The 26,280-nt window shown below is 62.8% G+C and carries 21 protein-coding genes; 15 read left to right on the forward strand and 6 right to left on the reverse strand.

The genetic code is table 11. From position 1 onward, the window contains the following. Positions 1 to 8: 8 nt before the first annotated feature. The gene (trpE, locus tag RE432_RS07210; RefSeq protein WP_310932616.1) at positions 9 to 1,529 is read right to left on the reverse strand and encodes an anthranilate synthase component I; all 1,521 of its coding nucleotides are present in this window, start codon (positions 1,527 to 1,529) and stop codon (positions 9 to 11) included. A 208-nt stretch (positions 1,530 to 1,737) separates the two neighbouring features. Next, the gene (locus RE432_RS07215) at positions 1,738 to 2,430 is read right to left on the reverse strand and encodes a phosphoglycolate phosphatase (protein ID WP_310932617.1); all 693 of its coding nucleotides are present in this window, start codon (positions 2,428 to 2,430) and stop codon (positions 1,738 to 1,740) included. A 173-nt stretch (positions 2,431 to 2,603) separates the two neighbouring features. Here RE432_RS07215 and RE432_RS07220 point away from each other — a divergent pair, with 173 nt between their 5' ends. After that, complete coding sequence (locus tag RE432_RS07220) at positions 2,604 to 4,487, forward strand: GGDEF domain-containing protein (RefSeq protein WP_310932618.1); 1,884 nt, start codon at positions 2,604 to 2,606, stop codon at positions 4,485 to 4,487. Between the two features lie 13 nt (positions 4,488 to 4,500). Here the strand turns inward: RE432_RS07220 and rpe are convergent, their stop codons facing one another. Continuing rightward, positions 4,501 to 5,202: a ribulose-phosphate 3-epimerase gene (gene rpe, locus RE432_RS07225; RefSeq protein ID WP_310932619.1), complete on the reverse strand. Its 702-nt coding sequence runs from the start codon at positions 5,200 to 5,202 to the stop codon at positions 4,501 to 4,503. 90 nt (positions 5,203 to 5,292) lie between these two features. On the opposite strand from rpe, the gene apaG reads away from it, so the two are divergent. The 13 genes from apaG (at position 5,293) to RE432_RS07290 (ending at position 20,507) form a co-directional block, all read left to right on the forward strand. Next, the gene (apaG, locus tag RE432_RS07230) at positions 5,293 to 5,667 is read left to right on the forward strand and encodes a Co2+/Mg2+ efflux protein ApaG (protein ID WP_310932620.1); all 375 of its coding nucleotides are present in this window, start codon (positions 5,293 to 5,295) and stop codon (positions 5,665 to 5,667) included. A gap of 21 nt (positions 5,668 to 5,688) precedes the next feature. Beyond that, positions 5,689 to 6,978 (forward strand): murein transglycosylase A, encoded by a 1,290-nt coding sequence (locus RE432_RS07235; protein ID WP_310932621.1) that lies wholly within the window; start codon positions 5,689 to 5,691, stop codon positions 6,976 to 6,978. Continuing rightward, positions 6,975 to 8,147, forward strand: coding sequence for an FAD-dependent monooxygenase (locus RE432_RS07240; RefSeq protein ID WP_310932622.1), 1,173 nt, complete (start codon positions 6,975 to 6,977; stop codon positions 8,145 to 8,147). Before RE432_RS07235 ends, RE432_RS07240 begins: the two co-directional genes overlap by 4 nt. Before the next feature lie 979 nt (positions 8,148 to 9,126). Beyond that, positions 9,127 to 9,999 carry a DsbC family protein gene (locus tag RE432_RS07245; RefSeq protein WP_310932623.1) on the forward strand — a complete coding sequence of 291 codons (873 nt, stop codon included), beginning with the start codon at positions 9,127 to 9,129 and terminating at the stop codon, positions 9,997 to 9,999. A 176-nt stretch (positions 10,000 to 10,175) separates the two neighbouring features. Beyond that, positions 10,176 to 12,332, forward strand: a complete 2,157-nt coding sequence (locus tag RE432_RS07250; protein WP_310932624.1) for a TonB-dependent siderophore receptor — start codon at positions 10,176 to 10,178, stop codon at positions 12,330 to 12,332. Positions 12,333 to 12,509: 177 nt separating this feature from the next. Then, positions 12,510 to 13,343 carry an IclR family transcriptional regulator gene (locus RE432_RS07255; protein WP_310932625.1) on the forward strand — a complete coding sequence of 278 codons (834 nt, stop codon included), beginning with the start codon at positions 12,510 to 12,512 and terminating at the stop codon, positions 13,341 to 13,343. Then, on the forward strand, positions 13,340 to 14,494 hold the full coding sequence (locus RE432_RS07260; RefSeq protein ID WP_310932626.1) for an acyl-CoA dehydrogenase family protein: 1,155 nt from the start codon (positions 13,340 to 13,342) through the stop codon (positions 14,492 to 14,494). Before RE432_RS07255 ends, RE432_RS07260 begins: the two co-directional genes overlap by 4 nt. Positions 14,495 to 14,496: 2 nt before the next feature. Then, positions 14,497 to 16,044, forward strand: a complete 1,548-nt coding sequence (locus RE432_RS07265) for a class I adenylate-forming enzyme family protein (protein WP_310932627.1) — start codon at positions 14,497 to 14,499, stop codon at positions 16,042 to 16,044. Between the two features lie 75 nt (positions 16,045 to 16,119). Then, complete coding sequence (locus RE432_RS07270) at positions 16,120 to 17,277, forward strand: ABC transporter substrate-binding protein (RefSeq protein WP_310933052.1); 1,158 nt, start codon at positions 16,120 to 16,122, stop codon at positions 17,275 to 17,277. A 12-nt stretch (positions 17,278 to 17,289) separates the two neighbouring features. Further along, complete coding sequence (locus tag RE432_RS07275; RefSeq protein ID WP_310932629.1) at positions 17,290 to 18,162, forward strand: branched-chain amino acid ABC transporter permease; 873 nt, start codon at positions 17,290 to 17,292, stop codon at positions 18,160 to 18,162. Then, complete coding sequence (locus tag RE432_RS07280; protein WP_310932630.1) at positions 18,159 to 19,106, forward strand: branched-chain amino acid ABC transporter permease; 948 nt, start codon at positions 18,159 to 18,161, stop codon at positions 19,104 to 19,106. The genes RE432_RS07275 and RE432_RS07280 overlap by 4 nt, the downstream gene beginning before the upstream one ends. Further along, positions 19,099 to 19,809 (forward strand): ATP-binding cassette domain-containing protein, encoded by a 711-nt coding sequence (locus RE432_RS07285; protein WP_310932631.1) that lies wholly within the window; start codon positions 19,099 to 19,101, stop codon positions 19,807 to 19,809. Before RE432_RS07280 ends, RE432_RS07285 begins: the two co-directional genes overlap by 8 nt. Continuing rightward, positions 19,806 to 20,507, forward strand: a complete 702-nt coding sequence (locus RE432_RS07290) for an ABC transporter ATP-binding protein (protein ID WP_310932632.1) — start codon at positions 19,806 to 19,808, stop codon at positions 20,505 to 20,507. Before RE432_RS07285 ends, RE432_RS07290 begins: the two co-directional genes overlap by 4 nt. A gap of 65 nt (positions 20,508 to 20,572) precedes the next feature. On the opposite strand, the gene RE432_RS07295 is transcribed toward RE432_RS07290, so the two are convergent. Beyond that, the gene (locus RE432_RS07295) at positions 20,573 to 20,926 is read right to left on the reverse strand and encodes a hypothetical protein (protein WP_310932633.1); all 354 of its coding nucleotides are present in this window, start codon (positions 20,924 to 20,926) and stop codon (positions 20,573 to 20,575) included. Positions 20,927 to 21,083: 157 nt separating this feature from the next. Between RE432_RS07295 and RE432_RS07300 the strand changes: the two genes are divergently transcribed. Further along, the gene (locus tag RE432_RS07300; protein WP_310932634.1) at positions 21,084 to 22,319 is read left to right on the forward strand and encodes a TIGR03862 family flavoprotein; all 1,236 of its coding nucleotides are present in this window, start codon (positions 21,084 to 21,086) and stop codon (positions 22,317 to 22,319) included. 34 nt (positions 22,320 to 22,353) lie between these two features. On the opposite strand, the gene RE432_RS07305 is transcribed toward RE432_RS07300, so the two are convergent. Together RE432_RS07305 and RE432_RS07310 are read right to left on the reverse strand one after the other, a co-directional pair. Further along, positions 22,354 to 23,271, reverse strand: a complete 918-nt coding sequence (locus RE432_RS07305) for a dihydrodipicolinate synthase family protein (RefSeq protein WP_310932635.1) — start codon at positions 23,269 to 23,271, stop codon at positions 22,354 to 22,356. Then, on the reverse strand, positions 23,268 to 26,225 hold the full coding sequence (locus RE432_RS07310) for an FAD-linked oxidase C-terminal domain-containing protein (RefSeq protein WP_409079822.1): 2,958 nt from the start codon (positions 26,223 to 26,225) through the stop codon (positions 23,268 to 23,270). The genes RE432_RS07305 and RE432_RS07310 overlap by 4 nt, the downstream gene beginning before the upstream one ends. Positions 26,226 to 26,280 lie beyond the last annotated feature (55 nt).

Consider the following 26,280-nt stretch of genomic DNA (forward strand, 5'->3'; position numbering starts at 1 on the left):
GTTGCGTATTAAATGGGTTCGTCAAGGCCGAACTGGACCTGCTCGGCGGCGCGCAATACGGCGCGTGCCTTAGCTTCCGTTTCCTGCCATTCTTTTTCGGGGTCCGAGTCGGCGACGATGCCCGCTGCCGCTTGCACATACAGCATGCCGTCCTTGACGATGCCGGTGCGTATGGCGATGGCCACGTCCATTTCGCCGCCGTAGCTCAGGTAGCCCGCGGCGCCGCCGTAGATGCCGCGCCGCACGGGTTCCAGCTCGTCGATGATTTCCATGGCGCGCACTTTGGGCGCGCCGGTGAGCGTGCCGGCCGGGAATGAGGCGCGCAGGACGTCCATATTGCTCATGCCGTCATTCAGCTCGCCGGTCACGTTGGACACCAGATGCATGACGTGTGAATAGCGCTCGATCGTCATGGTATCGGTCACCGCTACGGTGCCGGTCTTGGCGACGCGGCCTACGTCGTTGCGTGCCAGATCGATCAACATGACATGCTCGGCCCGTTCCTTGGGATCGGCGGTGAGCTCTTCGGCCAGCTTCAGGTCTTCCTCGGGCGTGGCGCCGCGCTTGCGGGTGCCGGCAAGCGGACGGATGGTGATCATGTTCTTCTGGCGCTCGGCCTCGGTCACGATCTCCTGGCGGACCAGGATTTCGGGCGATGCGCCCACGACCTGGAAGTTGTCGAAGTTCCAGTAGTACATATAGGGCGAGGGGTTGAGCGAGCGCAGCGAGCGGTACAGGGACAGCGGCGAGTCGCGGAAGGGCTTGGCAATGACCTGTCCGACCTGCACCTGCATCAGGTCGCCCGCGGCAATGTATTCCTTGGCCTTGAGCACCGCGTCGATATAGTCTTTCTTGTCGAAATCGCGCCGCGCCGCGGTTTGCATGCTGGCATAGGCGTAGGGAATGACGACGGGGGTGCGCAGCTTTTCGCGCAATTCCTTGAGCCGGCGCTTGGCCAGCGCGTAGGCCTCGGCCTGGTTGGGGTCGGCGTACACCACCAGGTAGGTGCGTCCGGCCAGGTTATCGACGATGACCAGTTCGTCGACCTGCAACAACATGATGTCGGGGGTGCCTTCTTCCTGACCGGCGGGGAAAGGCTTGACGGCTGGCCCCAGGCGAGGCTCGATATGGCGCACTGTGTCGTAGCCGAAGTAGCCGGCCAGCCCGCCTGCAAAACGGGGCATGCCGGGCCGGATCGCTACCTTGAAACGCTGCTGGTAGGCCTCGATGAAGCTCAAGGGGTCGCCTTCGTGGCTTTCCAGGACCTGGCCCAGGTGCACGACCTCGGTGACCGAACCGTTGGACCGGATGACGGTCTTGGCGGGCAGGCCGATGAAAGAATATCGCCCGAACCGTTCGCCCCCCACCACGGACTCCAGCAGGCAACTGTTGCGGCCGCCTTCCGGGCCGCTATGCGCGAGCTTAAGGTAAATGGCCAGCGGGGTATCCAGATCGGCGTAGGTTTCCGCAATCAGGGGAATGCGGTTGTAGCCTTGCGCCGCCAGTGCGTTGAATTCGATTTCTGTCATAGAGGTCTCTGTGTGATGTTGACATACAGGCCGGGACAGGAATCAAAAAAGCCCGGCCATTTCTGGGTTCCGGGCTGCTTTTCTGGTAATGCTGACGGCGCTGGAAGACAAGGGTCTAAGGCGCCGGGAGTGGATTACCGCTACCCAGAACACAAACGCCACCAGCGCCAGTAGGCGCGCGGCTTTGCGGTGTAATAAGGGGTAGCGGTCATGGTTTCTGGTATTCGGTTTCGTGGCGGGCGGCCCACTGGGCCGCTTCGGCAATGGACGTAACTATATCATCGACTTCCAGATTGTGCACGTCCATGCCTTCGTTGTAGCCATAAGGCACAGCCAGAACCGGTATGTTGGCGGCGCGTGCGGCTTGTGCGTCGTTGACCGAATCGCCTATGGCCAAGGCCTGTGCCGGTGCGACGCCCAGCAGTGCGCAGGCGTGCAGCATGGGCATGGGGTGCGGTTTTTTCTTTTCGCAGGTGTCGCCGCACACGACGCCGTCGAAGAAGCCCGCAATGCCGCTGCGCTCGAGCAGGGGCAGGGTGAATTCAGTGGGCTTGTTGGTGACGATGGCCATCTTGAACCCCGCCTTCCTGAAGGCTTGCAGGCCTTCAAGGACTTGGGGGTACAAGGTGGCCTTGTCGCCGTTGCAGGCGTGGTAGTGGCGGTTGAACAGACCAAGGCCGTGCCTGATGCTGTCCGGGCTGGGCGCCGACCCCGCCGGATTGTCCGCCAAGGTGCGCATGACCAGGTTTTCTGTGCCTTTGCCGACGTAGGTGGCGATGGTTTGTTGCGGCAGGGCGGCCATCCCCAGCTCTTCGCGCATGGCGTTGGCGGCGTTGGCCAGGTCGGGAATGGTGTCCAGCAAGGTGCCATCCAGGTCAAAAAGCACGGCGTTCAGTAACATGAATCTTTCTATCGTTAATATTGCGGTGGCGGCGCGGCCACGTTGGTAATGAGGTTGTTTTGGTGTTGTTTGCACGCTCATGATATAGCTACTTGGCGCAACCTGCCTGTAATATGGCGCTGTTAAATTATGAGATATGCCTTGCAATTTGTTTCATATAAGGCGAGAACTGGATGAATTTCCCAATGATGGACGCATTGATTCCGGGTGCCGCTTCGCTTGCGAGGCGCCAAGCTGAAGTCGTATCGGCCGGCATGGATGCTGATTTCCGCGACATTTTGCAAAGCAAGGCGCTTACGCCGCTTTATCAGCCTATCGTCGATGTACGGTCGGGCGATATCCTGGGATACGAAGGCCTGATACGCGGCCCCGCCGATTCGTCTTTGCATGAGCCGACGGCTCTGTTCAAGCTGGCGCGCTTGTATGGCAAGACAGTCGAGCTCGAATGCCTGTGCCTGCAAGTGCACATCGACCGCTTTGTGCAACTGGGCCTGGCCGGAAAATTATTCCTGAACGTCAGTCCCGAAGCCATGGTCATGTCGGTGCAAGGCGCCTCGCCGTTGGCGGGGCTGGTCAAAGAGGGAATCAAATACGACAGCATCGTGCTGGAGTTGACCGAAACCGACACCACATCCAGCTACGCCTTGTTGAAGCAGGCCGTGGCGGATCACCGGCAGTCGGGACTGCAGATCGCTCTTGATGACCTGGGCGAAGGGTTTTCCAGCCTGCGCTTATGGTCGGAGCTGCGTCCCGATTACGTCAAGATCGACCGGTATTTCATCAAAAGCATCGGCAAGGACCCCGTCAAGCGCCAGTTCGTCCGCTCCATCTGCGAGATTGCCCAGCAGTCCAGAACCAAGCTGATCGCCGAAGGCATCGAGACCGAAGAGGAGCTGGATTGGGTGCGCAGCCTGGGCATACCGTACGGCCAGGGCTATTTCCTGCACCGGCCCGCGCTACCGCCCGCCTTGAAGATGCCGGAACATATCCTTGAGTTGATGGGCAAAGCGCCACACGGAAGAAGACCTCTGATGAACGATGCCTACAAGTCCGTTGCCACGGCGCGCAAGATATTACGCATCGTGCCCGCCGTGGCCGACACCGCGCCCACCACCGATGTCTACAATATCTTTCAGGCCCAGGACGATTTGCAGGTCCTGGCGGTCTTGCGCAATGGCGCGCCCATCGGCCTGATTCATCGCCTGCGCCTGCTCGAGCGCCTGGCCCGGCCCTATCACCGCGAGCTTTACGGCAACAAGCCCTGCGCGCAGTTCATTGAAAACCAGCCGCTCATCGTCGATCACCAGACCAGCCTGCAGAACCTGGGGCACCTGATTGCCGAAGCCACTCCGCATCACCTGTCCGATGGGTTCATCATCACCGAGCAGGGGCGCTATCTGGGGGTGGGCACGGGCTTCGACCTGATCCGCGAAATTACGCAGATGCAGATTCACGCCGCCCGCTATGCGAACCCCCTGACGCAGCTGCCGGGCAACGTGCCTATCAATGAGCACATCGAGGCGCTGCTGGAAAGCGAGTCCCCATTTGCCGTGTGCTACGTCGACCTGGATAACTTCAAGCCCTTCAACGACCTGTACAGCTATCGCAAGGGCGACGAGATCATACAGATCACGGCCAAGCTATTGCGTGAGTGCGCCGACGTCGATGTCGACTTTGTGGGGCATATTGGCGGCGACGACTTTATCGTGGTGTTCAAAAGCCAGGACTGGAGCAGGCGCTGCCAGCTTGTGCTGGATCGTTTTTCCGGTGAAACCGCGCCTTTTTACCGGCCCGAGCATGTCGAGGCGGGCGGCTATGTGACGGAAAACCGGCAGGGCGTTGAAGTCTTTCATCCGCTGATCAGCATTTCGCTGGGCGTGGTGAAAGTCAATACCGCTTTGCCGTACTCCAGTTACCAGATTGCCGAGTTCGCCGCCCTGGCCAAGTCAGAGGCCAAGAAGATTGCGGGGAATTCCTTGTTCATAGAGCGGCGCTCGCTGCTGGCCGGAACGAGCTTGTCTGAATATCCGGACCAGGCGGGCGCCGCCAGCCACTGACTGCGCGGGCTTGTCAGGCCGAGAGCGATTCCCCCTTGACGATCTCGGCGCGCAAAGCGTCGATCACCGTTTTATAGTCGGGCTGGCTGAAGATGGCCGAGCCGGCCACGAATGTGTCGGCGCCGGCCGCGCGTATCGCTGCGATGTTGTCCACCTTGACGCCGCCGTCGATCTCCAGCGCAATGGGCTGGCCCCCCGCATTCTGCCAACTGTCGATCTTGCGGCGCGCCTGGGTCAGCTTGGCCAGGGTGCCTGGAATGAAGCGCTGCCCGCCAAAGCCCGGGTTCACCGACATCAGCAGCACGACGTCGAGCTTATCCATGACATAGTCCATCCAGTCGAGCGAGGTGGCCGGATTGAACACCAGCCCCGCCTTGCAGCCGTGTTCCTTGATCAGCGATAAGGTGCGATCGGGATGGCGCGAGGCCTCGGGGTGGAAGGTTATGATATTGGCTCCCGCCTGGGCAAATTGCGGGATAATGGCGTCAACCGGTTCGACCATCAGGTGCACGTCGATCGGGGCGTCGGTGTGGGGGCGCAGCGCTTCGCAAACCATCGGGCCTATGGTCAGATTGGGTACGTAGTGGTTGTCCATGACATCGAAATGGATCCAGTCGGCACCGGCCGCCACCACATTCCTGACTTCGTCGCCCAACTTGGCAAAGTCGGCGGCCAGCAGGCTGGGGGCAATACGGGTAGGTCGGGTAAAAGGCATGTGCGTAAATCGGTTAAGGTACGAATGACAAAGCTGCGGATGTGCCATTATTGCAGGTTATTCCACTTCATTTAATCTGGAACCCCGAACATGAAACCATACGACATTGCGGTGACGGTGACGCCCCAGTATCTGCCGGACCAATCCGACCCCAATGATCAGCAGTTCGTCTTCGCCTATACCGTGCGCATCACCAACAATGGCCAGCATGCCGCCCAGGTCATCAGCCGCCACTGGATCATTACCGACGGGCACCAGCACGTCCAGGAAGTGCGCGGGCTGGGCGTGGTCGGGCAGCAGCCCCTGCTGAATCCCGGCGAAACCTTTGAATACACCAGTGGCTGTCCGCTGCCCACGCCTGTGGGGTCCATGCGGGGCGCCTATCATTGCGTGGGGGAAAATGGCGTTCCGTTCGACGTTCCCATCCAGGAGTTCGTCCTGGCCATGCCGCGTACCTTGCACTAACCCTCCCGACCTTGCGAGTCTATGAAAAGAATTCTGTTTTCGGCCGCTTTGCCTGTCTTGCTGGCGGCATGCAGCAGCGTACCCCTGTCGCCCGATGAGACCGCCGGCGGGCCCGGCGCCACGCCGGCCAATATTGCCGAGCAGCCGTTGCGGGTTCCCGCGCTGAGCGCCTTGCCCGATACGGCCCCGCGGGCATTGGCCGGCAAGTTCCTGCAGGCATCCTGGGCGTCGTTGCCGGGCTGGCAGAACGATGGGCTGGACCATGTCTGGAAAGCCTTCCTGAATAATTGCAAAGGCCTGATGCGGCCGGTGTCGGGTTCGCTGGCCCAGCAGGCGCGGGCGACCCCGCGCGTCTGGCAGCCTGTGTGCGCGGCGGCCGCGCAGTCGGGTCTGGACGCCGATACGGCATCGCCCGACAGCGTGCGCCAGTTCCTGCAAGCGCACTTGCAGCCCTGGCGCCTGCTGGATGCGGCCGGCAAGCCCGCCCGCAATACCGTCACGGGTTACTACGAACCGCTGGTGCATGCCTCGCGCACCCGCCAGGGTGATTACCAATGGCCGCTGTATGCGGCGCCCGATGACTTGCTGACCATAGACCTGGGCTCGGTCTACCCCGAGCTGGCGGGCAAACGGGTGCGCGGCAAGCTGGTGGGCAAGCGCATTGTGCCCTACGACACGCGCGCCGAGATCGCGGCTTCCGCCGACCGCCAGCCGCATGCCATCGTCTGGGTCAACGATCCGGTCGAGGCCTTCTTCCTGCAAATACAGGGTTCGGGCCGCGCGCAACTGGCGGGCGGCGACACCATCCGGCTGGCCTACGCCGATCATAATGGCCGCCCCTATATGTCGATCGGGCAATGGCTGGCGAAACAGGGCGAGCTGCCGCTGGCGCAGGCGTCCATGCAGAACATCAAGGCCTGGGCAAAAAAGAATCCTTCGCGCGTGCAGGAAATGTTGAACGCCAATCCGGCCATGGTGTTTTTCAATGAAGAAGCGGTCGTTGATCCGGAACTCGGCCCCAAGGGCGCTTATGGCATTCCGCTGATCGGGCAGCGCGCCGTGGCGGTGGACACGACGTTTGTGCCGCTGGGCACGCCGATGTACCTGGCAACCCAGCAGCCCGCGTCAAGCACCCCGTTGCGGCGCTTGGTGTTTGCCCAGGATACCGGCGCGGCGATCAAGGGCGCGGCACGCACTGACTATTACTGGGGCTTTGGCGACGAAGCCGGCGCTCGGGCGGGCCGCATGAAGCAGCCCGGCGACGTCTGGGTGTTGTGGCCCAAACAGGCCGGTGTGCCTTCAGCGCGATGAGCAAGGAATCTGTACTGGTTTGCGGCACCGGCATTGCGGGCCTCGCGATGGCATTGGGCCTGGCCAAGGCCGGCTTCAGCCCTGCGCTGCTTGGCCCCCGCAGCGCGCCTAAAGCCCCGGCGGGCGACGTGTACTGCCCCCGTGTATACGCGATTTCGGCGTCCAGCCAGGCTTTCCTGGATCAGTTGGGTGTGTGGGGCATGATGGATGCGGCACGCGTGACGCCGGTTGAAACCATGGAAGTGTATGGCGATGCCAGCGGCATGGTGCACCTGCATGCCTGGCAGGCCGCGCAGACGGCGCTGGCCTGGATTGTCGAGTCCAGCGAGTTGGAGCGCGTCTTGCAACAGGCAGCGCAGGTGTTCGGCATCGTCTGGCATCCCGAGAAGTTCCAGCGGCTGGCGTCGCGCACGGTGGTGACCGATACCGGGCGCAGCTTGACGCCGGATTTGCTGGTGGGCGCCGACGGCGCGCAATCGGCGGTGCGCCAGGCGGCGGGCATCAGCCACACGTCGCGGCCCTATGGCGATCAGGGCCTGGTGGTGCATCTGACGGCCGAGCTGCCGCATCAGAATGCGGCGCTGCAATGGTTTACGGGCGATACGGTGCTGGCCTTGCTGCCTATGCCGGATACGGCGGATGGGCATCAGGTATCGATGGTGTGGTCCATGCCCGACGAGATGGCCAAAGCGCTGCTGGCCATGCCGGAAGCGCAATGCCGTCATCAGTTGGAAACCCGCTTGATGGCGGCGACGGGCGGCCGGCTGGGGCGCCTGCAGGTGCGCAGCCCTTTGTTCGGCTTTCCTTTGTTCCTGGAAGGCAGCGGCATGGTCGCGCCCGGCGTGGCGCTGGTCAGCGATGCCGCCCACCGGGTGCATCCCTTGGCGGGCCAGGGCCTGAACCTGGGCCTGGGCGATGTAGAGGCCTTGCTGGATGTGCTGCGCGATAAAGAGGCCTTCCGGGCCGCGGGGGATGTACGCGTGCTGCATCGTTACCGGCGGGCGCGGGCCGAGCCGATTCTGGCGATGCGGATGGCTACGGATGGCCTGCATCGTTTGTTTGCCGCCCAGGCTGCGCCCGTGGCGTGGGGGCGGAATGTGGGGATGCAGGTGGTGGACAGGGTGCCGTTTTTGAAGCGGTTGCTGATTGGGGGGGCGGCGGGGAGGTAGCTGCTTTTGGGTTGGGCCCTGGGTAGGATATGCGTATCTCTGGGCCAGAATGTGCTTGGTTCTGGAATGCACATGTTCTTAAGAGACGTCGTGCCTGGCGCTGGATGCCGCGAGAGAATCGCACGATCCCGGCGTTGCCGGGATTGCCCGCCGGTCTGGGCCCTGCCGAGGCGGCCGCGAAACTCGCAACGTTGGCAGCCCCCCGGGCTGCCAACACCCTTGTTGCTCGATCAGTCGCGGCCTTGCCTCCTCGGCAGGGCCCAGACCGGCGGCGTGCTCAATCCTCGCTCTATCCAGCGCCAGGCACGGCGTCTTTAGAGCAGGTGAACGCGGGTAGACAAGCGTTTCTTTGTCCAATGGTGGCGGATCATGGGTGTTTTGCGTATCTGGGTCTATTCGGGCCCCCGTCTCAACAGGCGCCTGTTGCCGAATTCCTTTGCAAGTCCCGGTTTCCGCTTTCTGCGGCCGCCCAGCTTCAGTTTCCAGCCCCAATCCCAGTAGCAATCCCAATCCCAGCCAAAAACGGCCATCGACCATGATCTCTGCCCTTGCAGTGCGGTGGCTTCAGGCGGGCCGGGCGAACGTTGAGCGCGCCGCGTCTTGGGTTTCGGCCGGGGGTGCAAGTGCGCGCATGTTTGAGCCGGGTGTTTTGGACAATCCGGGGGATTGTCCATCCGGCGAGTTCGCGCACGCCCCGGCTGGAACCCAAGACGTGGGACATCCCGGCGCAGCCGGGATCGCAGCGATGTGAGTCCGGCCCGCCTGAAGCCACCGCACTGCCTCAAGAACCAGGCAATGCGGCCCAACAGCATACGCATTCCCTTAAGAACCAGACAATGCAGCCAAATAGCATACGCACTCCTATAAGAACCGGACAATGCCGCCCGAAGCCCCTGCCCCTCGACCCGATGGTTTATAGTGCTTCTATTATTTTTACCAATCCGGGCCACGCAGCCCGAATTGGCCATAAGGCGGTTATATGCATTTCGGATTGATCGGATTACTGACAGCGGCCGCAGTGGCCGGCGCGTCATGGATGGGTGAACCCGCGCTGGCGCAAAGCCGGACACTGTCCACACAAGGCAGCAACACAGAGGCCGCCCAGGTGCTCTCCACCCAGGGCAATGAACATGCCCGCGACGCAAACGTGCTGTCCACCGAAGGGAATGAAGGCGCTCGTCCCGCCAAGGTATTGTCCACGCGCGACCTCGGCTCGCCAGAAGCGGTGCGCAAGTCCTTCGAAGGGCGGTTTCCCGGGGTCGAGGTAAGGGTGGTCAAGCGCACGCCGTTCCCTGGGCTGTTTGAGATCCAGGTGGGCATGGACCTGCTGTATACCGATGCGAATGTCGATTATGTCTTGCAGGGCTCGCTGATCGACGCCAAAGCGCGCCGGGACCTGACGGCGGAGCGGCTTGAAGCCCTGTCCAAGGTGTCGTTTTCGTCGTTGCCGCTGGAACTGGCCGTGAAGCAGGTGAACGGCGACGGCTCACGGCAGATTGCGGTGTTCGAAGACCCCAACTGCGGGTACTGCAAGCGCTTGCACCAATCCTTGAAGGAAGTGGACAACATCACGGTGTACACCTTCCTGTTCCCGATCCTGTCGCCGGACTCCGAGATCAAGGCACGCGATATCTGGTGCGCGAAAGACCAAGCGGCGACGTGGCGCGCCTGGATGCTTGAAGGCAAGGTGCCTCCCGAAGCCAAGTGTGACACGCCGGTCGACACGGTGCTGGCCCTGGGTCGGGAGTTGATGGTGCAGGGCACACCGGCGATTATTTTTGCCGATGGCAGCCGGGTGAACGGCGCATTGCCGCTGGATGCCTTGAAGCAGAAACTGGATGACGTGAAGTAAGCGGCCGCCTGGCAGCGTTGCGCTGACGCATCGCTGCCAAAAAATTTCCTTTTATATCGTAATAAGAACAATTATCATAATCGATCTGGCTTCAAAAAAGCCTCATGACATGACAACAAGTGCCAATACAAGGGTAAAGGCACGGCGGTTTGCGGCCGCGTAAAAGGAAGATAACAATGCAGACAGTCGTTTTTATGCGGCCCAGGGCGTGCGCCCTGGCCGTCGCCAGCGCGTTTTCGCTGCTGGCCGCGTCCACGCAACCCGTCTGGGCGCAGGGCGCCACACCGGCAACGGGCCGAACGCAAACCCTGGAAACCATTACCGTGACCGCTCAGCCTGAAGCCCAAACGGCGACATCGCCGGTCACGGGCTATATTGCCAAGCGGGCGGCCACGGCCAGCAAAAGCGACACACCGTTGATCGAGACACCGCAGTCGGTGACGGTGGTCACGCGCGATGAAATGATTGATCAGGGCGCCCAGAACCTGCAGGACGCGCTGAATTACGCGGCGGGCGTGCGGTCCGATGCCTATGGGCTGGACTCGCGCACCGACTCATACCGCATCCGGGGTTCGGAACCCAGCACTTACCTGGATGGCTTGCGCCAGAACTACAACTGGTACACCAGCACGACACGCGTCGAGCCCTATATGCTGGAACGCATCGAAGTGCTGCGCGGCCCGGCTTCCATGCTGTATGGCCAGGGGAGCACCGCAGGCGTGGTGAACATGGTCAGCAAGCGCCCGCTGGCCGAAGCACAGAACGAGGTCGGCATTTCGTATGGCACGCATAACCGCAAGCAGTTGCAGGCTGATTTCACCGGGCCGTTGACCGAGGATGGCACCTGGCTGTATAGGCTGGTAGCGGTGGGCCGCAAGGCCGATACGCAGGTGGATCACGTGCCCGATGACCGCATGATGGTGGCGCCGTCCCTGACATGGCGCCCCAGCGCCCGGACCTCGTTGACGCTGCAGGCCTTGTGGCAGGATGACAAGTCGGGATCGACTTCGCAGTTCTTCCCCTGGGAGGGCGTCGCCATCGACAACCCCAATGGCCCGCTGAGCGTGCATCGCTTCATCGGCGAACCTGACTGGGATCGCTACGACTCAAAGCGCCAGTCGCTGGGCTGGCTGTTCGAGCACGAGTTCAATGACAACTGGGCGGTGCGCCAGAATTTCCGCTGGGCCAAGAACGAAGTCGACTACCGGTCTTTGTACGGCGATTCCTTCACCCTGCCGGGCGGCTGGGCCGGCGATCCGGTCAACAAGCGCCTGTTCGGCCGGTATGCCGACGCCACGCTGACCAAGGTCAATATGCTGACGGCGGATCAGCATTTGGCCGGCAAGTTCGATACCGGCGCGGTCAGCCACCAGATGCTGCTGGGCTTCGACCTTGCCTACGCCCGCGAAGAGAAGCAGTCGGGTTTTGATGCGCCTGTCTATCTGGGCGGCTCCGTGCCGTTGATCGACGCCTACAACCCGGTGTATGGCAACTTCACCCCGCCGGCCATGAGCGACGACCCGACGTCCCGCCAGCGCGACACGGGTTTTTATCTGCAGGATCAGATGAAGTTCGGCCAGAACTGGATTGTGGTGGCGGGCCTGCGCCACGACCGGTCGGTCAGCAGCGTCGAGGGCGACCGCGACCAGACCAGCACCGCGGTCAGCAAGCGCTTGGGACTGATGTATGCCGCCGACAATGGCTGGTCGCCTTATCTGAGCTACAGCGAATCGTTTACGCCCGTCAGCGGTTTGAATGCCGACAACGACCGCTTTGTGCCGATGCGCGGCGAGCAGGTTGAAGCCGGCCTGAAGTACGAATCGGAAGATGGCGACACCCTGTTCAACGCGTCGGTGTATTCGCTGCGCGAGAGCAACCGCCTGGTGCCGGACCCGACCAACCCCAACAACAGCATCCAGGCCGGAAAGACCAAGAACAAAGGGCTTGAACTGGAGCTCAAAACCGTCATAGGCCGGCAATTGGACCTGATGGCCAGCTACAACTACATCGATCTGGATGACGCCCTGGAAGGCATGCCCAAACACCAGGCCTCGGTGTGGGGCAAGTACCGTTTCGCCATCGGCCAGACCAGCGGTTTCTCTGCCGGCGCGGGGGTGCGCTGGCTGGGTTCCTTCAGCGACGGCCCGGCGCCGGAAACACCCAGCGTCACCTTGGTCGATGCCATGCTGGCCTACGAAACAGATTCGTGGCGCTATGCCCTGAATGCCACCAATCTGTTCAACAAGACCTACGTCAGCACATGCCTGGGCCGCGGCGATTGCTGGTGGGGCGCGCAACGCAGCATTATTGCGACGGCGACCTATCGGTTCTGATCCCCTGGCCATCGTCTTGCCTGCGCGGCGCCGGGCAAGACGATACAGGCCGTAATTTCGCACAGCGAATCGTCGTTTCGAAATTTTTGACCCGCTCTCATCCTCCGTGACAGAATTGCTGCCACCATCGCTGTCCCTGCTGCGCAGGGCGGCCGGTTGGCATCGGAGGAGAGTGGTATGGGGCACGATTCCCGTATAGCGGACATAGAAGAAGACAAGACAGATCGCCAGTTCGTCAACGCGCTTGCGCGGGGGCTGGAATTGCTGCGCTGTTTTCAGCCGGGCAGGTCGTATCTGACCAACGCCGATCTGGCGCGTGAAACCGGCTTTCCCAAGCCGACAGTGTCGCGCTTGACCTATACCCTGAAAAAACTCGGCTACCTGGACTACTCCCAGGAGATGGGCAAGTACATGCTAGCGCCCAGTGTGCTGAGCCTGGGCTACGCAACGCTGGCCAATCTGGACATACGCAAGCTGGCGCATGTCCAGATGCAGGAGCTGGCTGACTATTCCCGCGTGTCCGTCGCGATTGGCGTGCGCGACCACCTGAGCATGATCTATGTCGAAACCTGCCGGAGCAGTGCCAGGGTGACTCTGCGCCTGGACGTGGGTTCGCGCATTCCCATTGCCACGACTTCCATGGGCAAGGCGTTGATTTGCGGCATGCCGGACGCGGAGCGCGACCAGGTGCTGGATGAAATACGGATGGCCGATCCGGAGAACTGGCCGCGCATCAAAAAAGACCTGGAGTCGGCGTTCCGGTACTACGGAGAGCATGGCTTTTGCATTGCCCTGGGTGAATGGCAGCCCGAGATTCGCGCGGTGGGGGTGCCGCTGCTGGGTGTGCAGGGCGAAAGAAAGATGGCGTTCAACTGCGGCGGGCCGGCGTACTTGCTGGCCCACGACAAGCTGGAAAATGACTTGGGTCCGCGCCTGGTCGAGCTGGTCAGGAGCGTGGAAAAAAGCCTGGGGCGAACCTGGGGGCAAGCCGATCATAAGGAAGGGCAATGATACGAGACCAGGAAACACTGAATATGCTGCTGGACAGCGTGGCACGCTTTGTGCGAGAGCAATTGATTCCCATCGAGGACGAGGTGGCGGAAACCGATCGCATTCCCGAGCGCATCATCGGCGCAATGCGTGAGCTGGGTTTGTTCGGCTTGTCGATTCCCGAGCAGTACGGCGGCTTGAACCTCACCATGGAAGAAGAAGTGCTTTTCGCCTTCGAGATATCCAAGACGTCGCCGGCGTTCCGGTCTTTGATCGGCACCAATAATGGCATTGGCTCGCAGGGCATCGTCATTGACGGCACCGAAGCGCAAAAACAGAAATACCTGCCCCGGCTGGCGGCCGGAGAAATCATAGGGTCGTTTGCGTTGACCGAGCCGGGGGCGGGGTCGGATGCGGCCTCCCTGCGCGCCACCGCCGTCCGCGACGGCGATGACTACATCCTGAACGGCACCAAGCGCTTCATCACCAACGCGCCCGAAGCCGATATCTTTACCGTCATGGCGCGCACGGACCCCAATGCAAAAGGCGGCAGCGCCATTTCCGCCTTCGTGGTCGAAAAGGGTTCGCCGGGCCTGTCGCTGGGCAAGATAGACAAGAAAATGGGCCAGCGCGGCGCGCATACCTGCGATGTCGTGTTCGACGATTGCCGGGTGCCGGCCGCCAATCTGATCGGCGGCCGCGAGGGGGTGGGCTTCAAGACGGCCATGAAGGTGCTGGACAAGGGCCGGCTGCACATTGCGGCGGTCAGCACAGGCGTGGCCGAGCGCATGCTGGACGATGCCCTGCGGTATGCCATGGAGCGGAAACAGTTCGGGCAGCCTATTGCCGACTTCCAGCTGATCCAGGCCATGCTGGCGGACAGCAAGGCCGAGATCTACGCGGCGCGCTCGATGGTGGTCGACGCGGCGCGCCGCCGGGATGCGGGTGAAGACGTATCCACCGAAGCGTCGTGCTGCAAGTTGTTTGCCACCGAAATGTGCGGGCGAGTGGCCGACCGGGCGGTGCAGATACACGGCGGCGCGGGCTATGTGTCCGATTATTCGATCGAGCGCTTTTACCGCGATGTGCGCCTGTTCCGCATCTATGAAGGCACCACGCAGATCCAGCAATTGGTGATCGCGCGCAATATGATCCGCGCGGCCCGGGCTTGACGATGGCGCACGCCGATCGCCTCTCTGCGCAGCAACCCCAGCGCCTGAGCGATATCGTACGCTTCTGGGCGGCGCGCTCGCCGCAGGCGGTGGCGCTGTCGCAGGCGGGCGCGGTGTTCAGCTATGGCCAGTTGGCGCAAGCCATGGACGCGGCCGCCGATGTGTTGCGTGCCAGCGGTGTGCGCCCGGGCGACCGGGTCATGATGGTGGCGGAAAACAGCATCGCCCTGATGGTGCTGATTCTGGCGGCGGCCCGGCTGGATGCGTGGGCGGTGAATGTGAACGCCCGTCTTTCCGCCGCCGAAATCCAGGCCATACGCCAGCATAGCCAGCCCCGGCGCGTGATGTACACCGTAGGCGTTTCCCCCGAAGCAGGGGCGCATGCCCTGCATCAGGGCGCCATGCCTCTGGAATTGCCCGGCGTAGGCCAGGTAGCGATGGGTCCGCTGGACGAAGCCTGTCAGCCCGAACCGGTCTATGCCGATGGCCGGGATCAGGTCGCCGCGCTGATCTACACCACCGGCACGACGGGGCAGCCCAAGGGCGTGATGCTCACCCACCGCAATCTGCTGTTCGTTGCGGCAAGCTCGAGTCAGGTGCGCGGCCTGGTGCCTGAGGACCGGGCCTACGGTGTGTTGCCGATCACGCATGTTTTCGGGCTGGCCTCGGTCGCATTCGGTACGCTGTACGCGGGCGCGTCGCTGTACTTGGCGGCGCGCTATGCGCCGGCTGATTTGATCGACACCCTGCGGCGGGAGCGGCTCACGATCTTCCAGGGGGTGCCGGCGATGTACGCGCGGCTGCTTGAGTACGACTACGGCGACTGGAATCCCGCCGGCTCCAGCCTGCGTTTCATCTACGCGGGCGGGTCGCCGCTGGACGCGACCTTGAAAGCGCAGGTAGAGCGTTTGTTCGGGCGTGTGCTGCATAACGGCTATGGCCTGACCGAAAGCTCGCCCACCATCAGCCAGACGCGCATCGATGCGCCACGCAGCGATACCTCGGTGGGCCAGGTCATTCCGGGCGTGGAAATCCGCATCGTCGGCAGCGATGGCCGCGATGTGCCCGAGGGCGAGCCCGGCGAGCTGTGGGCGCGGGGTCCCAATGTCATGAAGGGCTACTACCGCGAACCGGCGCTCACAGCCGGCGCCATCGACGAGGCGGGTTGGCTGCGCACGGGCGACCTGGTACGGCGCGAGGCCGATGGGGCGCTGTTCCTGGTGGGCCGCAGCAAGGAACTGATCATCCGTTCCGGCTTCAACGTGTATCCGATCGAGGTCGAGGCGGCGCTGAACGCGCATCCCGCCGTCGTGCAGTCGGCGGTGGTGGGCCGGCAGACGGCGGACGGGAACGAAGAGGTCGTGGCTTTTGTCGAGCTGGATCCCGCCATGGGCGATGTGGATCTGGCCGAGCTGCAAACCTGGCTCGGGCCACGCCTGTCACCCTATAAAAGGCCCAGCCGCATCGTTGCGATGCCGGCGATGCCGGCGGCTGCGACGGGCAAGATTCTGAAAGGCCGGCTCAAGCAGCTGGCGCAGCAGTTGCATTAAGGCGTTGAAGAAAGACGTTGAAGAAAACTCCACCCGGAGTCCAGATAAATACTCATAAGGAGCGAGACAATGAAAATGAATCATGCAGCCATTGGATTGATGGCGCTGGCCCTGTCGGTGCCGCTTACCGTTGCGCAGGCTGAAGAATTCCTGGTCGGGGAGCAGGAGCCGTTGACCGGCGCGTTGGCCAGAGTCGGCACCGGCATGCACGAAGGCATTGCCGTGGCGGTCGAGGTGTTCAACAAGACCCATGGCAAGCACACCATCAAGGTGCTGACCGAGGACGACGAGTCTTCGCCGGCCAAGGCCATTGCCGCGATCGAGAAACTGGCATCGCAGGGCGTGGTGGCCTTTACGGGCGGCTATGGCTCCAATAATATCGGGCCGGCCTCCGACGCGGCCAACAAGCTGGGCCTGCCCTACATTACCTCTGGCGGGGTCGATAACGGACTGGTCCAGCGCGGGTACAACACCTTTTATCGCATCAACAATACCGCCGGCTACCAGAAAGCCATGGTCGGCGTGCTGGACGATATGAAGGTGAAATCCGCCTCGATCATTTATTCCACCAAGGAAGCCACCGCCCATCTGGCCGAAGATGTGCAGAAGGACCTGGACGCAAAGGGATTCAAGGTTGGCATGCACCCATTCGACCCGGGCATTTCGGACTTCAAGCCCATCGTCAACAAAGTGCGCCTGCGCGACAAGTCGGAAGTCATTTTGATGGTGGGCTACGAAAACGACTATGTGGGCATTTTGCGCGCGGCCAAGGTGATCAAGCCCGACGTCAAGGCCTTGGTGGGGGTGTGGTCGCTGGCCACGCCCAAGATGGCCGCTGATTTTCCGGACCTGATGCCCAAGGTATATGGCACGGCCTTGCTGCCTTATCCCGCCACGTTCAACACGGAAGAGGGCAAGCTGTTCTACGACACCTACAAGGCCTTGCACAAAAAGGACCCTGATTACCTGGGCCAGTTCGGCTATGTGCAGTCCATGATTCTGTTCGAAGCCATCGCGCGGGCTGCCGATAATGGCACCATCAAGAACGGCGGCATCGCCCAGGAGTTGGCCAAGACCGACCGCAATACCCTGATCGGCCGTGTCCAGTTCACCGAGGGCGACAACCTGAACTTTGTGCATCGCATGGGGCAGCACCAGGGGGACAAGATTGAAATTGTCTGGCCCAAGGATGCGGCGACCGCCGGCATGCAGTTTCCCGGCACCCCCTGGTAAGCAAGCGGCCCCATGACAGAGCTTATTCTTCAGGCGCTCTATTCGGGCGTCCTTCAGGGCGGTTCCTACGCCCTGATTGCGCTGGGCCTCGCGCTGGTGTTCGGGACCATGAAGGTCATCAACCTGGCGCACGGCGAGCTGGTGCTGCTGGCCGCGTACATCGCGTACACGGTCGAGGCCTCGCTGGGCCTGAACCCTGTGTTTGCCATTCCCGTTGCGCTGGTGATTGTGTGTGTTTCGGCCGTCATCATGTATTTTCTGATCGACCTCATCAAGACCGATCGCGAACTCAACTCCTTGATCCTGACCTATGGCATAGGCGTGATCCTGACCAACGCCATCCTGCTGATCTGGTCGGCCGACATCCGTTCGACCTCGTCCGCCTGGTTGCAGGACGCCGTGGTGCTGGGGCCTTTGTACAGCATGCGCAGCGAACCCTTGTTCTTTGCGGTCAGCGTCCTGCTGATGGGGGTGCTGTGGTGGTGGCTGTCGCGCAGTTGGTACGGGCGGGCGGTGCGCGCCGTCGCGGGTAATCGCGATGCGGCGCGCCTGATGGGCATCAATCCGCGCCGCACCGAACTGGTGTCGTTTGTGATTGCCGGGATTCTGGCGTCGTTCGCCGGCGTGGCCATCTTCAGCTATGGCGTGATACAGCCGCCCTTGGGCCATGTGCTGACGATCAAGGCGTTCATTATCACGGTGCTGGCAGGCATTGGGTCGATTCCGGGCGTGCTGGTGGGCGCGCTGTTGCTGGGCGTGACGGAAGCCTTGACGATTACGCTGGCCAGCTCGGCGCTGCAGGAGCTGGTGGGCATGATTCTGTTTCTGCTGGTGTTGTTCGTGCTGCCCAACGGTTTGTTCGGCGCGGCGGGGAGGCGAGGATGAAAACAGGCAAATTCGCACTGATCGCGGTCGCGGCCGCTTATCTGGGCGTGCCCTTGCTGCTGGGCCAGAATAACTATGTGATGAGTCTGATCATTGCGGCGCTGGTGATCGGAGGCATTGCGCTGGCGTGGGCGCTGCTGGGCAATTTGGGCGGAATGGTCAGCTTTGGCCATTCGGCCTTCTTCGGTGTGGGCGCGTATGTATCGGCGTTGCTGACCATCCATGCGGGCGTGCCCGTCATGGCCGGGCTCGTGTTGGGTGGGCTGGGGGCGGTGGTGGCGTCGGTGGTAATGCTGCCGGTGCTGCGATTGCGAGGGCCTTATTTCGCCCTGGCCATCCTGGCCTATGCCCACATCTTCAAGATTGTGGCAACGGAGTGGTCGTCCGTGACGGGCGGATCGGGCGGCTTGTCGCGTATTCCCCATTTTCCTGTCGTGCTGGGCCTGGACCTTGGCGGCAAGACAGGCAGCTATCTGATCATTCTGACGCTGCTGCTGATCTTTGTGCTGTGCTATCGGGCCATACGCGCCAGCCACTATGGCCTGGCCCTGCGCGCCATGCACGACAGTGAAGACGCCACCCGCGTCGTCGGCGTGAACAGCACGCTGCTCAAGGCGCTGATGCTGTTTGTTTCCGCCTTCATGACCGGCATGGTGGGGGCGTTCAATGTGCACTACATCAGTTTTCTTGAGCCTGACTACGCCTTCAATGGCGTCTGGGTGACCTTGCCTATTATTGCGGCCATCTTTGGCGGCTATCGCACCCTGTTGGGTCCCTTGCTGGGGGCGCTCACCGTCTATCTGGTCGATCAGTTGATCTTCAAGAATCTGATTCCGTCCGGGCATCAGTTGATCCTGGGCGGCTTGTTGGTGGCCATGATCATCTTCAGTCCTCGCGGCCTGCTGCCCCTGGCGCTAAAGGGCTACCGGAGGAAACATGCTTGAACTCGACGCTTTGACCGTGCGCTTCGGCGGCTTGACCGCGGTCGACGCCGTGACGCTGACCGCCGGCCGGGATGAAGTGCTGGGCTTGGTGGGGCCCAACGGCGCGGGCAAGACCACCTTGTTCAATGCGGTATCCGGGCTGGTCAGGCCGACGGGCGGCCGCATCCGTTTCGAGTCGGACAATCTGCTGAATGCGCCTTTGCACCGGCGCGCCCGCATGGGCATAGGCAGGACGTTCCAGATACCGCAGCCGCTGCACGAGCTGACGGTACGCGAGAACCTGGTTGTCGCGCAGCGCTTCGGCACGGGCCGCGTCGACGATGAACGCATCGCTGAAGTCCTGGACTTTACGGGCCTGGCGGGCAGGGCCGGGCGCAATGCCGCGGCCGAACTGGCGCTGACCGAGCTCAAGGCGCTGGAGATCGCCAAGGCGCTATGCACCGACCCCAGGCTGCTGTTGCTGGACGAGGTGCTGGCGGGGCTGGAAACCAGCGCCAAAAGGCGTTTCATGCATATGCTGGCGGACCTGCACAAACGGTTTTCGGTCGGCATCTTGATCATTGAGCACGATATCGACATCATCAGCCAGTTGTGCGACCGGGTGGCCGCCCTGGATTTCGGCAAACTGATTGCGCTGGGCACCGCCGCCGAGGTCTTTCGCGACCCGGAGGTCGTCAGAAGCTATACCGGAGGCACCGCATGATAGAACTTCAGGGCGTACGCGCCGGATACGGAGCCATCAATATCTTGTGGGACGTTTCGCTGTCGATCCGGCAGGGCGAACTCACCACCATCATCGGACCCAATGGAGCAGGGAAAACCACGCTGCTGCGCGCCATCATGGGGCTGATTCCGCTGTCGCAGGGCGTCGTCCAGCTGGACGGCCGCCCCTTGAGCGGTGTGCCCACCTGGAAGATGCCCAGCCTGGGTGTGGTGATGATCCCCGAGGGCCGCATGGTCTTCAAGGAAATGACCGTAGAAGAGAACCTGATGCTGGGCGCCTTTACCAAACAGCATCGCGCCGGCGCGCGCAAACAATGCGACCGGGCCTACGAGATGTTCCCGCGCTTGTACGAGCGCCGCCATCGGCCGGCCGGCACGTTGTCGGGCGGCGAGGCGCAAATGCTGGCCATGGGACGCGGGCTGATGGCCGACCCGCGTGTGCTGATCATCGACGAGCCGTCGCTGGGCCTGGCGCCCGTGATTGTGAATGAGCTGTTCGAAACGCTGGCGCGGCTGAAGGGGGAAGGGCGGACCATCGTTCTGGTCGAGCAAAGCACGCACAGGGCGGTGGGTGTCGCCGATCACGTCTATCTGCTGCAAACCGGCAAGGTCGTGCTGTCGCAGAAGGCGGCCGAGACCGATATGGCGCGCCTGCACGATCTGTATTTCGCGCACTAAGGCAAGGCCGGCCGCAACAAGGGCCTGCTTGAAGGCAGGCCCTTGCCTTTGACGCCGCATAGCGCTTAGCGGTGGTGCTTGTGATGTCTCTTGTGGTGATGTTTTTTATAATGCGGTTTGCCGCGATAGTTGCGGTGATCCACATAGCGCCGATCGGACCGATACGAGCGGTCGTGGCCTTTCCAGCGATGATGCTTGCGGTCTTCGGTCAGTACGTTGCCCAGCAGGCCGCCGGCGGCGGCGCCGCCCAGTGTCAGCATCATGTCGCCTTCCGACAGCACGGCGCCGGCTGCGGCGCCAAGGCCCGCGCCCAGCAAGGTATTGGTGGTTTTTCGGTCGGCGGCCGCGGCATTGCCGGCGACGGCCAGGGCCATTAATCCGGCCAGCGCAAAATGAGCGATATGACGGCTTAATCTCATGGTCCTGCTCCTGATGTTGTACATGGTAGTGAGCGTAATCGACCCGATGGGCGCGGGCAAGCGCCGATTGGGGCTTTGCAGCGCATTGAAATAATTTAGGGCCTGGGCGCGGGTTTTTGTTACGCTCTTGTATCTTTCTGGAACCCTGATATCAAAAATGTCTGCGCATTCCCCTGACTTTTCTGTTGCCGTAGTGGGCGGCGGGCCTGCCGGCCTGATGGCTGCGGAAACCCTTGCGAATGCCGGTGTTCGCGTGGATATCTACGATGCAATGCCCTCGGTCGGCCGCAAGTTTCTGCTGGCCGGGCGTGGCGGCTTGAACCTGACCCACAGCGAACCGGCCGCGGCATTTCGCGCGCGTTTCGGCCCGCGCGAAGCGCAGGTGTCGGCCTGGCTGGAAGACTTCGATGCCCAGGCGCTGCGCGCGTGGGCGGACGCGCTGGGCGTGGAAACTTTCGTGGGCTCTTCAGGGCGGGTGTTTCCCAAGGAAATGAAGGCCGCCCCGTTGCTGCGCAAATGGTTGCAGCGCCTGCGCGCCAGCGGCGTGACGCTGCATGCGCGCCATCGCTGGCAGGGCTGGTCCGACAAGGGCGCCCTGGTGCTGGACACGCCCCAAGGCCGGGTGACGCGCCCTGCGGACGCGGTGGTGCTGGCGCTGGGCGGCGCAAGCTGGGCGCGGCTTGGGTCCGATGGGGCGTGGCAGGCCGTGCTGGTGGAAAAAGGCGCCCACGTTTTGCCCCTGCTGCCCGCCAATTGCGGCTTCCTGGCGCATTGGAGCGATTATTTTTCCGGGCGTTTTGCCGGGGAAGCATTGAAGTCCATTGCCATGGCTCCGCCGGGACAGGCGATGCGGCGCGGGGAATGCATGGTGACGGCGGACGGCCTGGAAGGCGGTCTGGTCTATGCCTGGTCGTCGGCCTTGCGTGATACGCTGTTGGCACGGGGCGAGGCCGTGGTGCACATTGATTTGCTGCCGGCGCGCGAACGGGAACACGTACAGCGCGAAGTGGCGCACCCCCGGGGCTCGCGATCCTGGTCCAGCCACCTGGGCAGCCGCTTGGGCCTGAAAGGCGCCAAGCTTGGCTTGCTGCGAGAATGCCTGCCCAAGTCGATATTCGAGCAGCCCGAAGCGCTGGCCGCGGCGATCAAATGCCTGCCTGTACGCTTGCGGGGGATGCGTCCGCTGGATGAAGCCATCAGCACGGCGGGGGGCGTCGGTTTCGACAGCCTAGATCAGAGCCAGATGCTGCACGGCATGCCTGGCGTGTTCTGCGCGGGCGAGATGCTGGATTGGGAGGCGCCCACCGGCGGGTACTTGCTGACGGCCTGCTTTGCCAGCGGCCATGCCGCCGGGAAAGGCGTGTTGCGCTACTTGGGCCGTTCCGTCCGGTGAGTCCGCGGCGGGTATCGCCGCCCGCCGCCTGCTGTTACTGCGGATACGCCCGCATGGTGAACCCGGCTGCCTGCAGTTGGCTTTCCAGCGAGGCGGCCGTATCGGCGGCGAGCTTGACCAGCGGGGGCCTGACCACGTCCCAGCCGGGCGTGGCCGATTGCCAGGCAATGGCGTGCTTCATGGCCGGGATCATGGGCACGGCCTGGAATATAGTGCGGATCTCATCGGCGCTGGCCTGCAGGCTGGCGCCGTCGGGGCCGTTCCAGCCTTGGTACAAGGCATGGATGCCGGCCGGATTGACATTGACCGTGGCGCTGATGCAGCCAGCGCCGCCGATAGGCAAAGCCCTGGACAGAAACGACTCGCTGGCGGGAAATACATCGAAGCCCTGTGCGCTGAAGGTGTCAATCATGGCCTTGGAATTGTTCCAGTCGCCCGAGGAGTCCTTGGCGCCGGCGATGCTTGCCGGGTAGCGCGCCAGCAAGCGTTCGATCAGACTCATCGTAATGGGCGCGTACGACATCTGCGGAATGTGATACAGGTAAATGGCCAGCCTGTCGTCGCCCACGCGTTCGATGATTTCCGAGTAGTAGGCGAACAGTCCATCGTCGGACACGCCTTTGTAGAAGAACGGCGGCAGCACCAGTACGCCCTGGGCGCCGTTTTGCACGGCATGGCGCGTGAGCGTGACCGCATCGGTGATGGACGAGGAGCCGGTGCCCGGCATGAGGCTGGACGCCGGAATGCCGGCTTCCAGCAGGGCGTCGGTGAGCGTCAGGCGCTCGGCAATCGACAGCGAGGCGGCTTCCGAGTTGGTGCCGAAAATCGCGAGTCCGGCCTGGTTGTCGACCAGCCAGCGGCAGTGTGCAATAAATCGGGCCGCATCAGGCTCGAGGTTGTCGTCGAAGGGCGTCAGGACGGGAGCGAAAACGCCGCGAAGCTTGCCGGTCATGTGGGATTCCTTGAAGGTGGGTGTGGATGAAGGAGGGATGAAGCCTGGATGGGAGCTACCTGGCGGCGGTGCGCCAGCAACAGCAGTTCGGTCAGGTGCATGACCTCGCGGCCGGTTTCCTGGCGGATCTGCTCGCGGCAACTGAAGCCATTGGTCAAGATAATGGTGTCGCCGGCCGCCTGCCGCACGGCGGGCAGCAGCACGAGCTCGCCGGCCGCTTTGGATATGCCCAGGTGTTCGGGATTGAAGCCGAAAGAGCCCGCCATGCCGCAACAGCCGCTGTCCAGGTGCGTGGCCTGCGCGCCCATGGCTTCCAGCAGTGCCGCGTCGCCCTGGGTGCCGAACAAGGATTTCTGATGGCAGTGCGCGTGCACCAGCACCTTGATATCAAGCGGGGGCGGCCGATAGCCCTGTTCGTGCAGGAAATCGCCCAGCATATGCGTGTGGCCGGCCAGTTGCCGCGCACGCGGATCATCGGGAAACAACTTGAGCAGTTCGTCCTTGAACACGGACATGCAGCCCGGCTCCAGGCCTACGACGGCGATGGGACTATCCTGCGCTTGCGCCATCTGCGCGCCGACGATGTCCAGGATTTTGCGCAGCTTTTCCCTGGCTTGGTCGACATAGCCGTAGTCGTATAGCGGGCGGCCGCAGCACAGGGGCGCGGCCGGCAGCACGGCCTGGAAGCCCGCCAGGTCCAGCACCTCGACCGCGGCGGCGGCCACCTCGGGATGGAAGTGCTCGCAGAAGGTATCCAGCCACAGAATGACTTTGGGTCCATCCGTGTTGCGGCGCGCCTGTTTGCGGAACCGCTCCCGGAAGGTCTTTGCGGCGAAGCGGGGCAGGTCGCGCTGGACGGCAACGCCGCCTATGCGCTTGGCCAGCGCCGAGATGCCCGGTGTCTGCGTGATCAGGTTGACAAGCCGCGGAATCTTTCCGGCCAGCGGCGCCCAGTCGCCGATCCGGCCCATGGTCAACGCCTGCCGTGGACGCCGGTGCCGCTCGTAATAGTGCGACAGGAACTCGGCCTTGTAGGATGCCATGTCGGTGTGCGTGGGGCAGTCGCTGCGGCAGCCTTTGCAGGCCAGGCAGGTATCCATCGCCGCCTTCACATGCGGGCTGTTCCAGCCCTCGGTGACAAGCTCGCCCTGCAGCATCTCCCACAGCAGCCGTGATCGGCCGCGCGTGGAAAACCGCTCGTCTTTGGTGGCCCGGTAGCTGGGGCACATGGTGCTGCCTTTGCCGCTGCGGCAGCGCCCCATGCCGACACAATGCTCCACGGCGCGCTGGAAGCCATCGCCTTCGGGACTGCGGAAGTTCATGCGGGTATGGATGTTCACGACCTTGTAGCGCGGCCCCATGCGCAGGTTTTCGTCGATGCGGTAGGCATCGACCACTTTGTGCGGATTCATCCGGTTCAGCGGGTCCCAGATGCGCTTGAATTCGCGCAGGGCCTCCATCAGTTCTTCGCCGAACATAATGGGCAGGAACTCGGCACGGGCCTGGCCGTCGCCGTGCTCGCCGGTCAGCGAGCCGCCGTAGTCCACGACCAGTTGCGCCGCTTCGCGCATGAAAGCCCGGAACTTGGCTACGCCTTCCGTGCTGCGCACATCGAAGGTGACGCGCGCGTGCACACAGCCGTCGCCGAAATGCCCGAACAGCGAGGTTCGATAGTCGTAGCGGTCCACCAGGGCCTGGAAGGCGCGCAGGTAATCGCCCAGGCGGTGAGGATCGACGGCGGCGTCCTCCCATCCGACCTTGGGGTCGGGTATGGCGGGATCGATGGAAAGCTGTGTGGCGGAAGCGCCGTTTTCACGGATCGACCAGATGCGTTTCTGGGTTGCGGCATCGGGCACGATCCAGGCCGACGGGCGGGGGTCGGCAGGCCGCTGCGCGAAATAAGCGGCCGCCCGCTCTGCCTGCGCCGTGGCGGCTTCGATGCTGTCGGCGCCGAACTCGACCATGACCCAGGCATCGCCTTCGGGCAGCAGGTCGATTTCGGCCTGGGCCAGCTTGCGGGCCTGCAGGCCGCGGATAATGGCCCGGTCCAGCCCTTCGATCGCGATGGGCGAAAACCGCTGGTACTCGGGCACGGCATCGGCCGCCACATAGATATCGGGGAAGCCCAGCACCAGCACCACGCGGCAGGCCGGGCTTTTCACCAGGCGGACCTTGGCGTGCAAGGTCAAGGCACAGGTGCCTTCCGTACCGACCAAGGCGCGCGCCACATTGAAGCCGTTCTCGGGCAGCAACTGATCCAGGTTGTAGCCCGACACGCGGCGTTTGATGTCGGGAAAGCGGTTGCGGATCAGGTCGGCATAGCGGTCGCGCAAGTCGCGCAAGCGGCGATAGATATCGCCCTTGCGCCCGCCGGCGGCAATGATAGAGGCCAGTTCCGCTTCGGTGGTGGGCCCGACCCAGAAGCGCTCGCCGTCATAGGTCATGATCTCGAGCGCTTCGACGTTTTCCAGCGTCTTGCCTGCCATGACCGAATGCGGCCCACAGGAATTGTTGGCAATCATCCCGCCCAGGGTGCAGCGGCTGTGTGTGGACGGGTCGGGCGCGAAGGTCAGGCCATACTGCTCTGCTGCATCGCGCAGGGTGTCGCACACCACGCCGGGCTCGACAATGGCGGTGCCCGCCTTCGGGTCCAGCTCCAGGATGCGGTGACAGGACTGCGACAGATCGAACAGCACGGCATGGTTTACGGTTTGCCCGCTCATCGATGTGCCGGCGCCGCGCATCAGCACGGGCGCATTGTGCCGCCGGCAGATTTCAATGCCCGTCACGAAATCATCAAGGGTTTCCGGAATGACGGCGCCTATGGGTATTTGCCGATAGTTGGAGGCGTCCGAGGCATACACAGCTTGATGCCCGGCATCAAAGCGCACCATGGACCCGAGCGTCTGTAAAAGCTCCCGCTCCAGCGGCTCCCACCGGTTTGTTGTCGACATCACCCGCTCCTTATTTCAACGGAGTATTTTTTCAGGAAGAGCGGGGCCGGGCAAA

The organism is Pusillimonas sp. SM2304 (genome assembly GCF_031628915.1).
Lineage (GTDB): Bacteria > Pseudomonadota > Gammaproteobacteria > Burkholderiales > Burkholderiaceae_B > Pusillimonas_C.

What these genes read in the sequence shown, in the direction of transcription:
- trpE (WP_310932616.1), bottom strand. Translation starts at nt 1,529, where the DNA reads ATGACAGAAATCGAATTCAACGCACTGGCGGCGCAAGGCTACAACCGC.
- RE432_RS07250 (WP_310932624.1), top strand. Translation starts at nt 10,176, where the DNA reads ATGCAGACAGTCGTTTTTATGCGGCCCAGGGCGTGCGCCCTGGCCGTC.
- RE432_RS07280 (WP_310932630.1), top strand. Translation starts at nt 18,159, where the DNA reads ATGAAAACAGGCAAATTCGCACTGATCGCGGTCGCGGCCGCTTATCTG.
- RE432_RS07310 (WP_409079822.1), bottom strand. Translation starts at nt 26,225, where the DNA reads ATGTCGACAACAAACCGGTGGGAGCCGCTGGAGCGGGAGCTTTTACAG.
- RE432_RS07235 (WP_310932621.1), top strand. Translation starts at nt 5,689, where the DNA reads ATGAAAAGAATTCTGTTTTCGGCCGCTTTGCCTGTCTTGCTGGCGGCA.
- apaG (WP_310932620.1), top strand. Translation starts at nt 5,293, where the DNA reads ATGAAACCATACGACATTGCGGTGACGGTGACGCCCCAGTATCTGCCG.
- RE432_RS07215 (WP_310932617.1), bottom strand. Translation starts at nt 2,430, where the DNA reads ATGTTACTGAACGCCGTGCTTTTTGACCTGGATGGCACCTTGCTGGAC.
- RE432_RS07245 (WP_310932623.1), top strand. Translation starts at nt 9,127, where the DNA reads ATGCATTTCGGATTGATCGGATTACTGACAGCGGCCGCAGTGGCCGGC.
- RE432_RS07305 (WP_310932635.1), bottom strand. Translation starts at nt 23,271, where the DNA reads ATGACCGGCAAGCTTCGCGGCGTTTTCGCTCCCGTCCTGACGCCCTTC.
- RE432_RS07255 (WP_310932625.1), top strand. Translation starts at nt 12,510, where the DNA reads ATGGGGCACGATTCCCGTATAGCGGACATAGAAGAAGACAAGACAGAT.
- RE432_RS07285 (WP_310932631.1), top strand. Translation starts at nt 19,099, where the DNA reads ATGCTTGAACTCGACGCTTTGACCGTGCGCTTCGGCGGCTTGACCGCG.
- RE432_RS07295 (WP_310932633.1), bottom strand. Translation starts at nt 20,926, where the DNA reads ATGAGATTAAGCCGTCATATCGCTCATTTTGCGCTGGCCGGATTAATG.
- RE432_RS07260 (WP_310932626.1), top strand. Translation starts at nt 13,340, where the DNA reads ATGATACGAGACCAGGAAACACTGAATATGCTGCTGGACAGCGTGGCA.
- RE432_RS07220 (WP_310932618.1), top strand. Translation starts at nt 2,604, where the DNA reads ATGAATTTCCCAATGATGGACGCATTGATTCCGGGTGCCGCTTCGCTT.
- RE432_RS07270 (WP_310933052.1), top strand. Translation starts at nt 16,120, where the DNA reads ATGAATCATGCAGCCATTGGATTGATGGCGCTGGCCCTGTCGGTGCCG.
- RE432_RS07265 (WP_310932627.1), top strand. Translation starts at nt 14,497, where the DNA reads ATGGCGCACGCCGATCGCCTCTCTGCGCAGCAACCCCAGCGCCTGAGC.
- RE432_RS07275 (WP_310932629.1), top strand. Translation starts at nt 17,290, where the DNA reads ATGACAGAGCTTATTCTTCAGGCGCTCTATTCGGGCGTCCTTCAGGGC.
- RE432_RS07300 (WP_310932634.1), top strand. Translation starts at nt 21,084, where the DNA reads ATGTCTGCGCATTCCCCTGACTTTTCTGTTGCCGTAGTGGGCGGCGGG.
- RE432_RS07290 (WP_310932632.1), top strand. Translation starts at nt 19,806, where the DNA reads ATGATAGAACTTCAGGGCGTACGCGCCGGATACGGAGCCATCAATATC.
- RE432_RS07240 (WP_310932622.1), top strand. Translation starts at nt 6,975, where the DNA reads ATGAGCAAGGAATCTGTACTGGTTTGCGGCACCGGCATTGCGGGCCTC.
- rpe (WP_310932619.1), bottom strand. Translation starts at nt 5,202, where the DNA reads ATGCCTTTTACCCGACCTACCCGTATTGCCCCCAGCCTGCTGGCCGCC.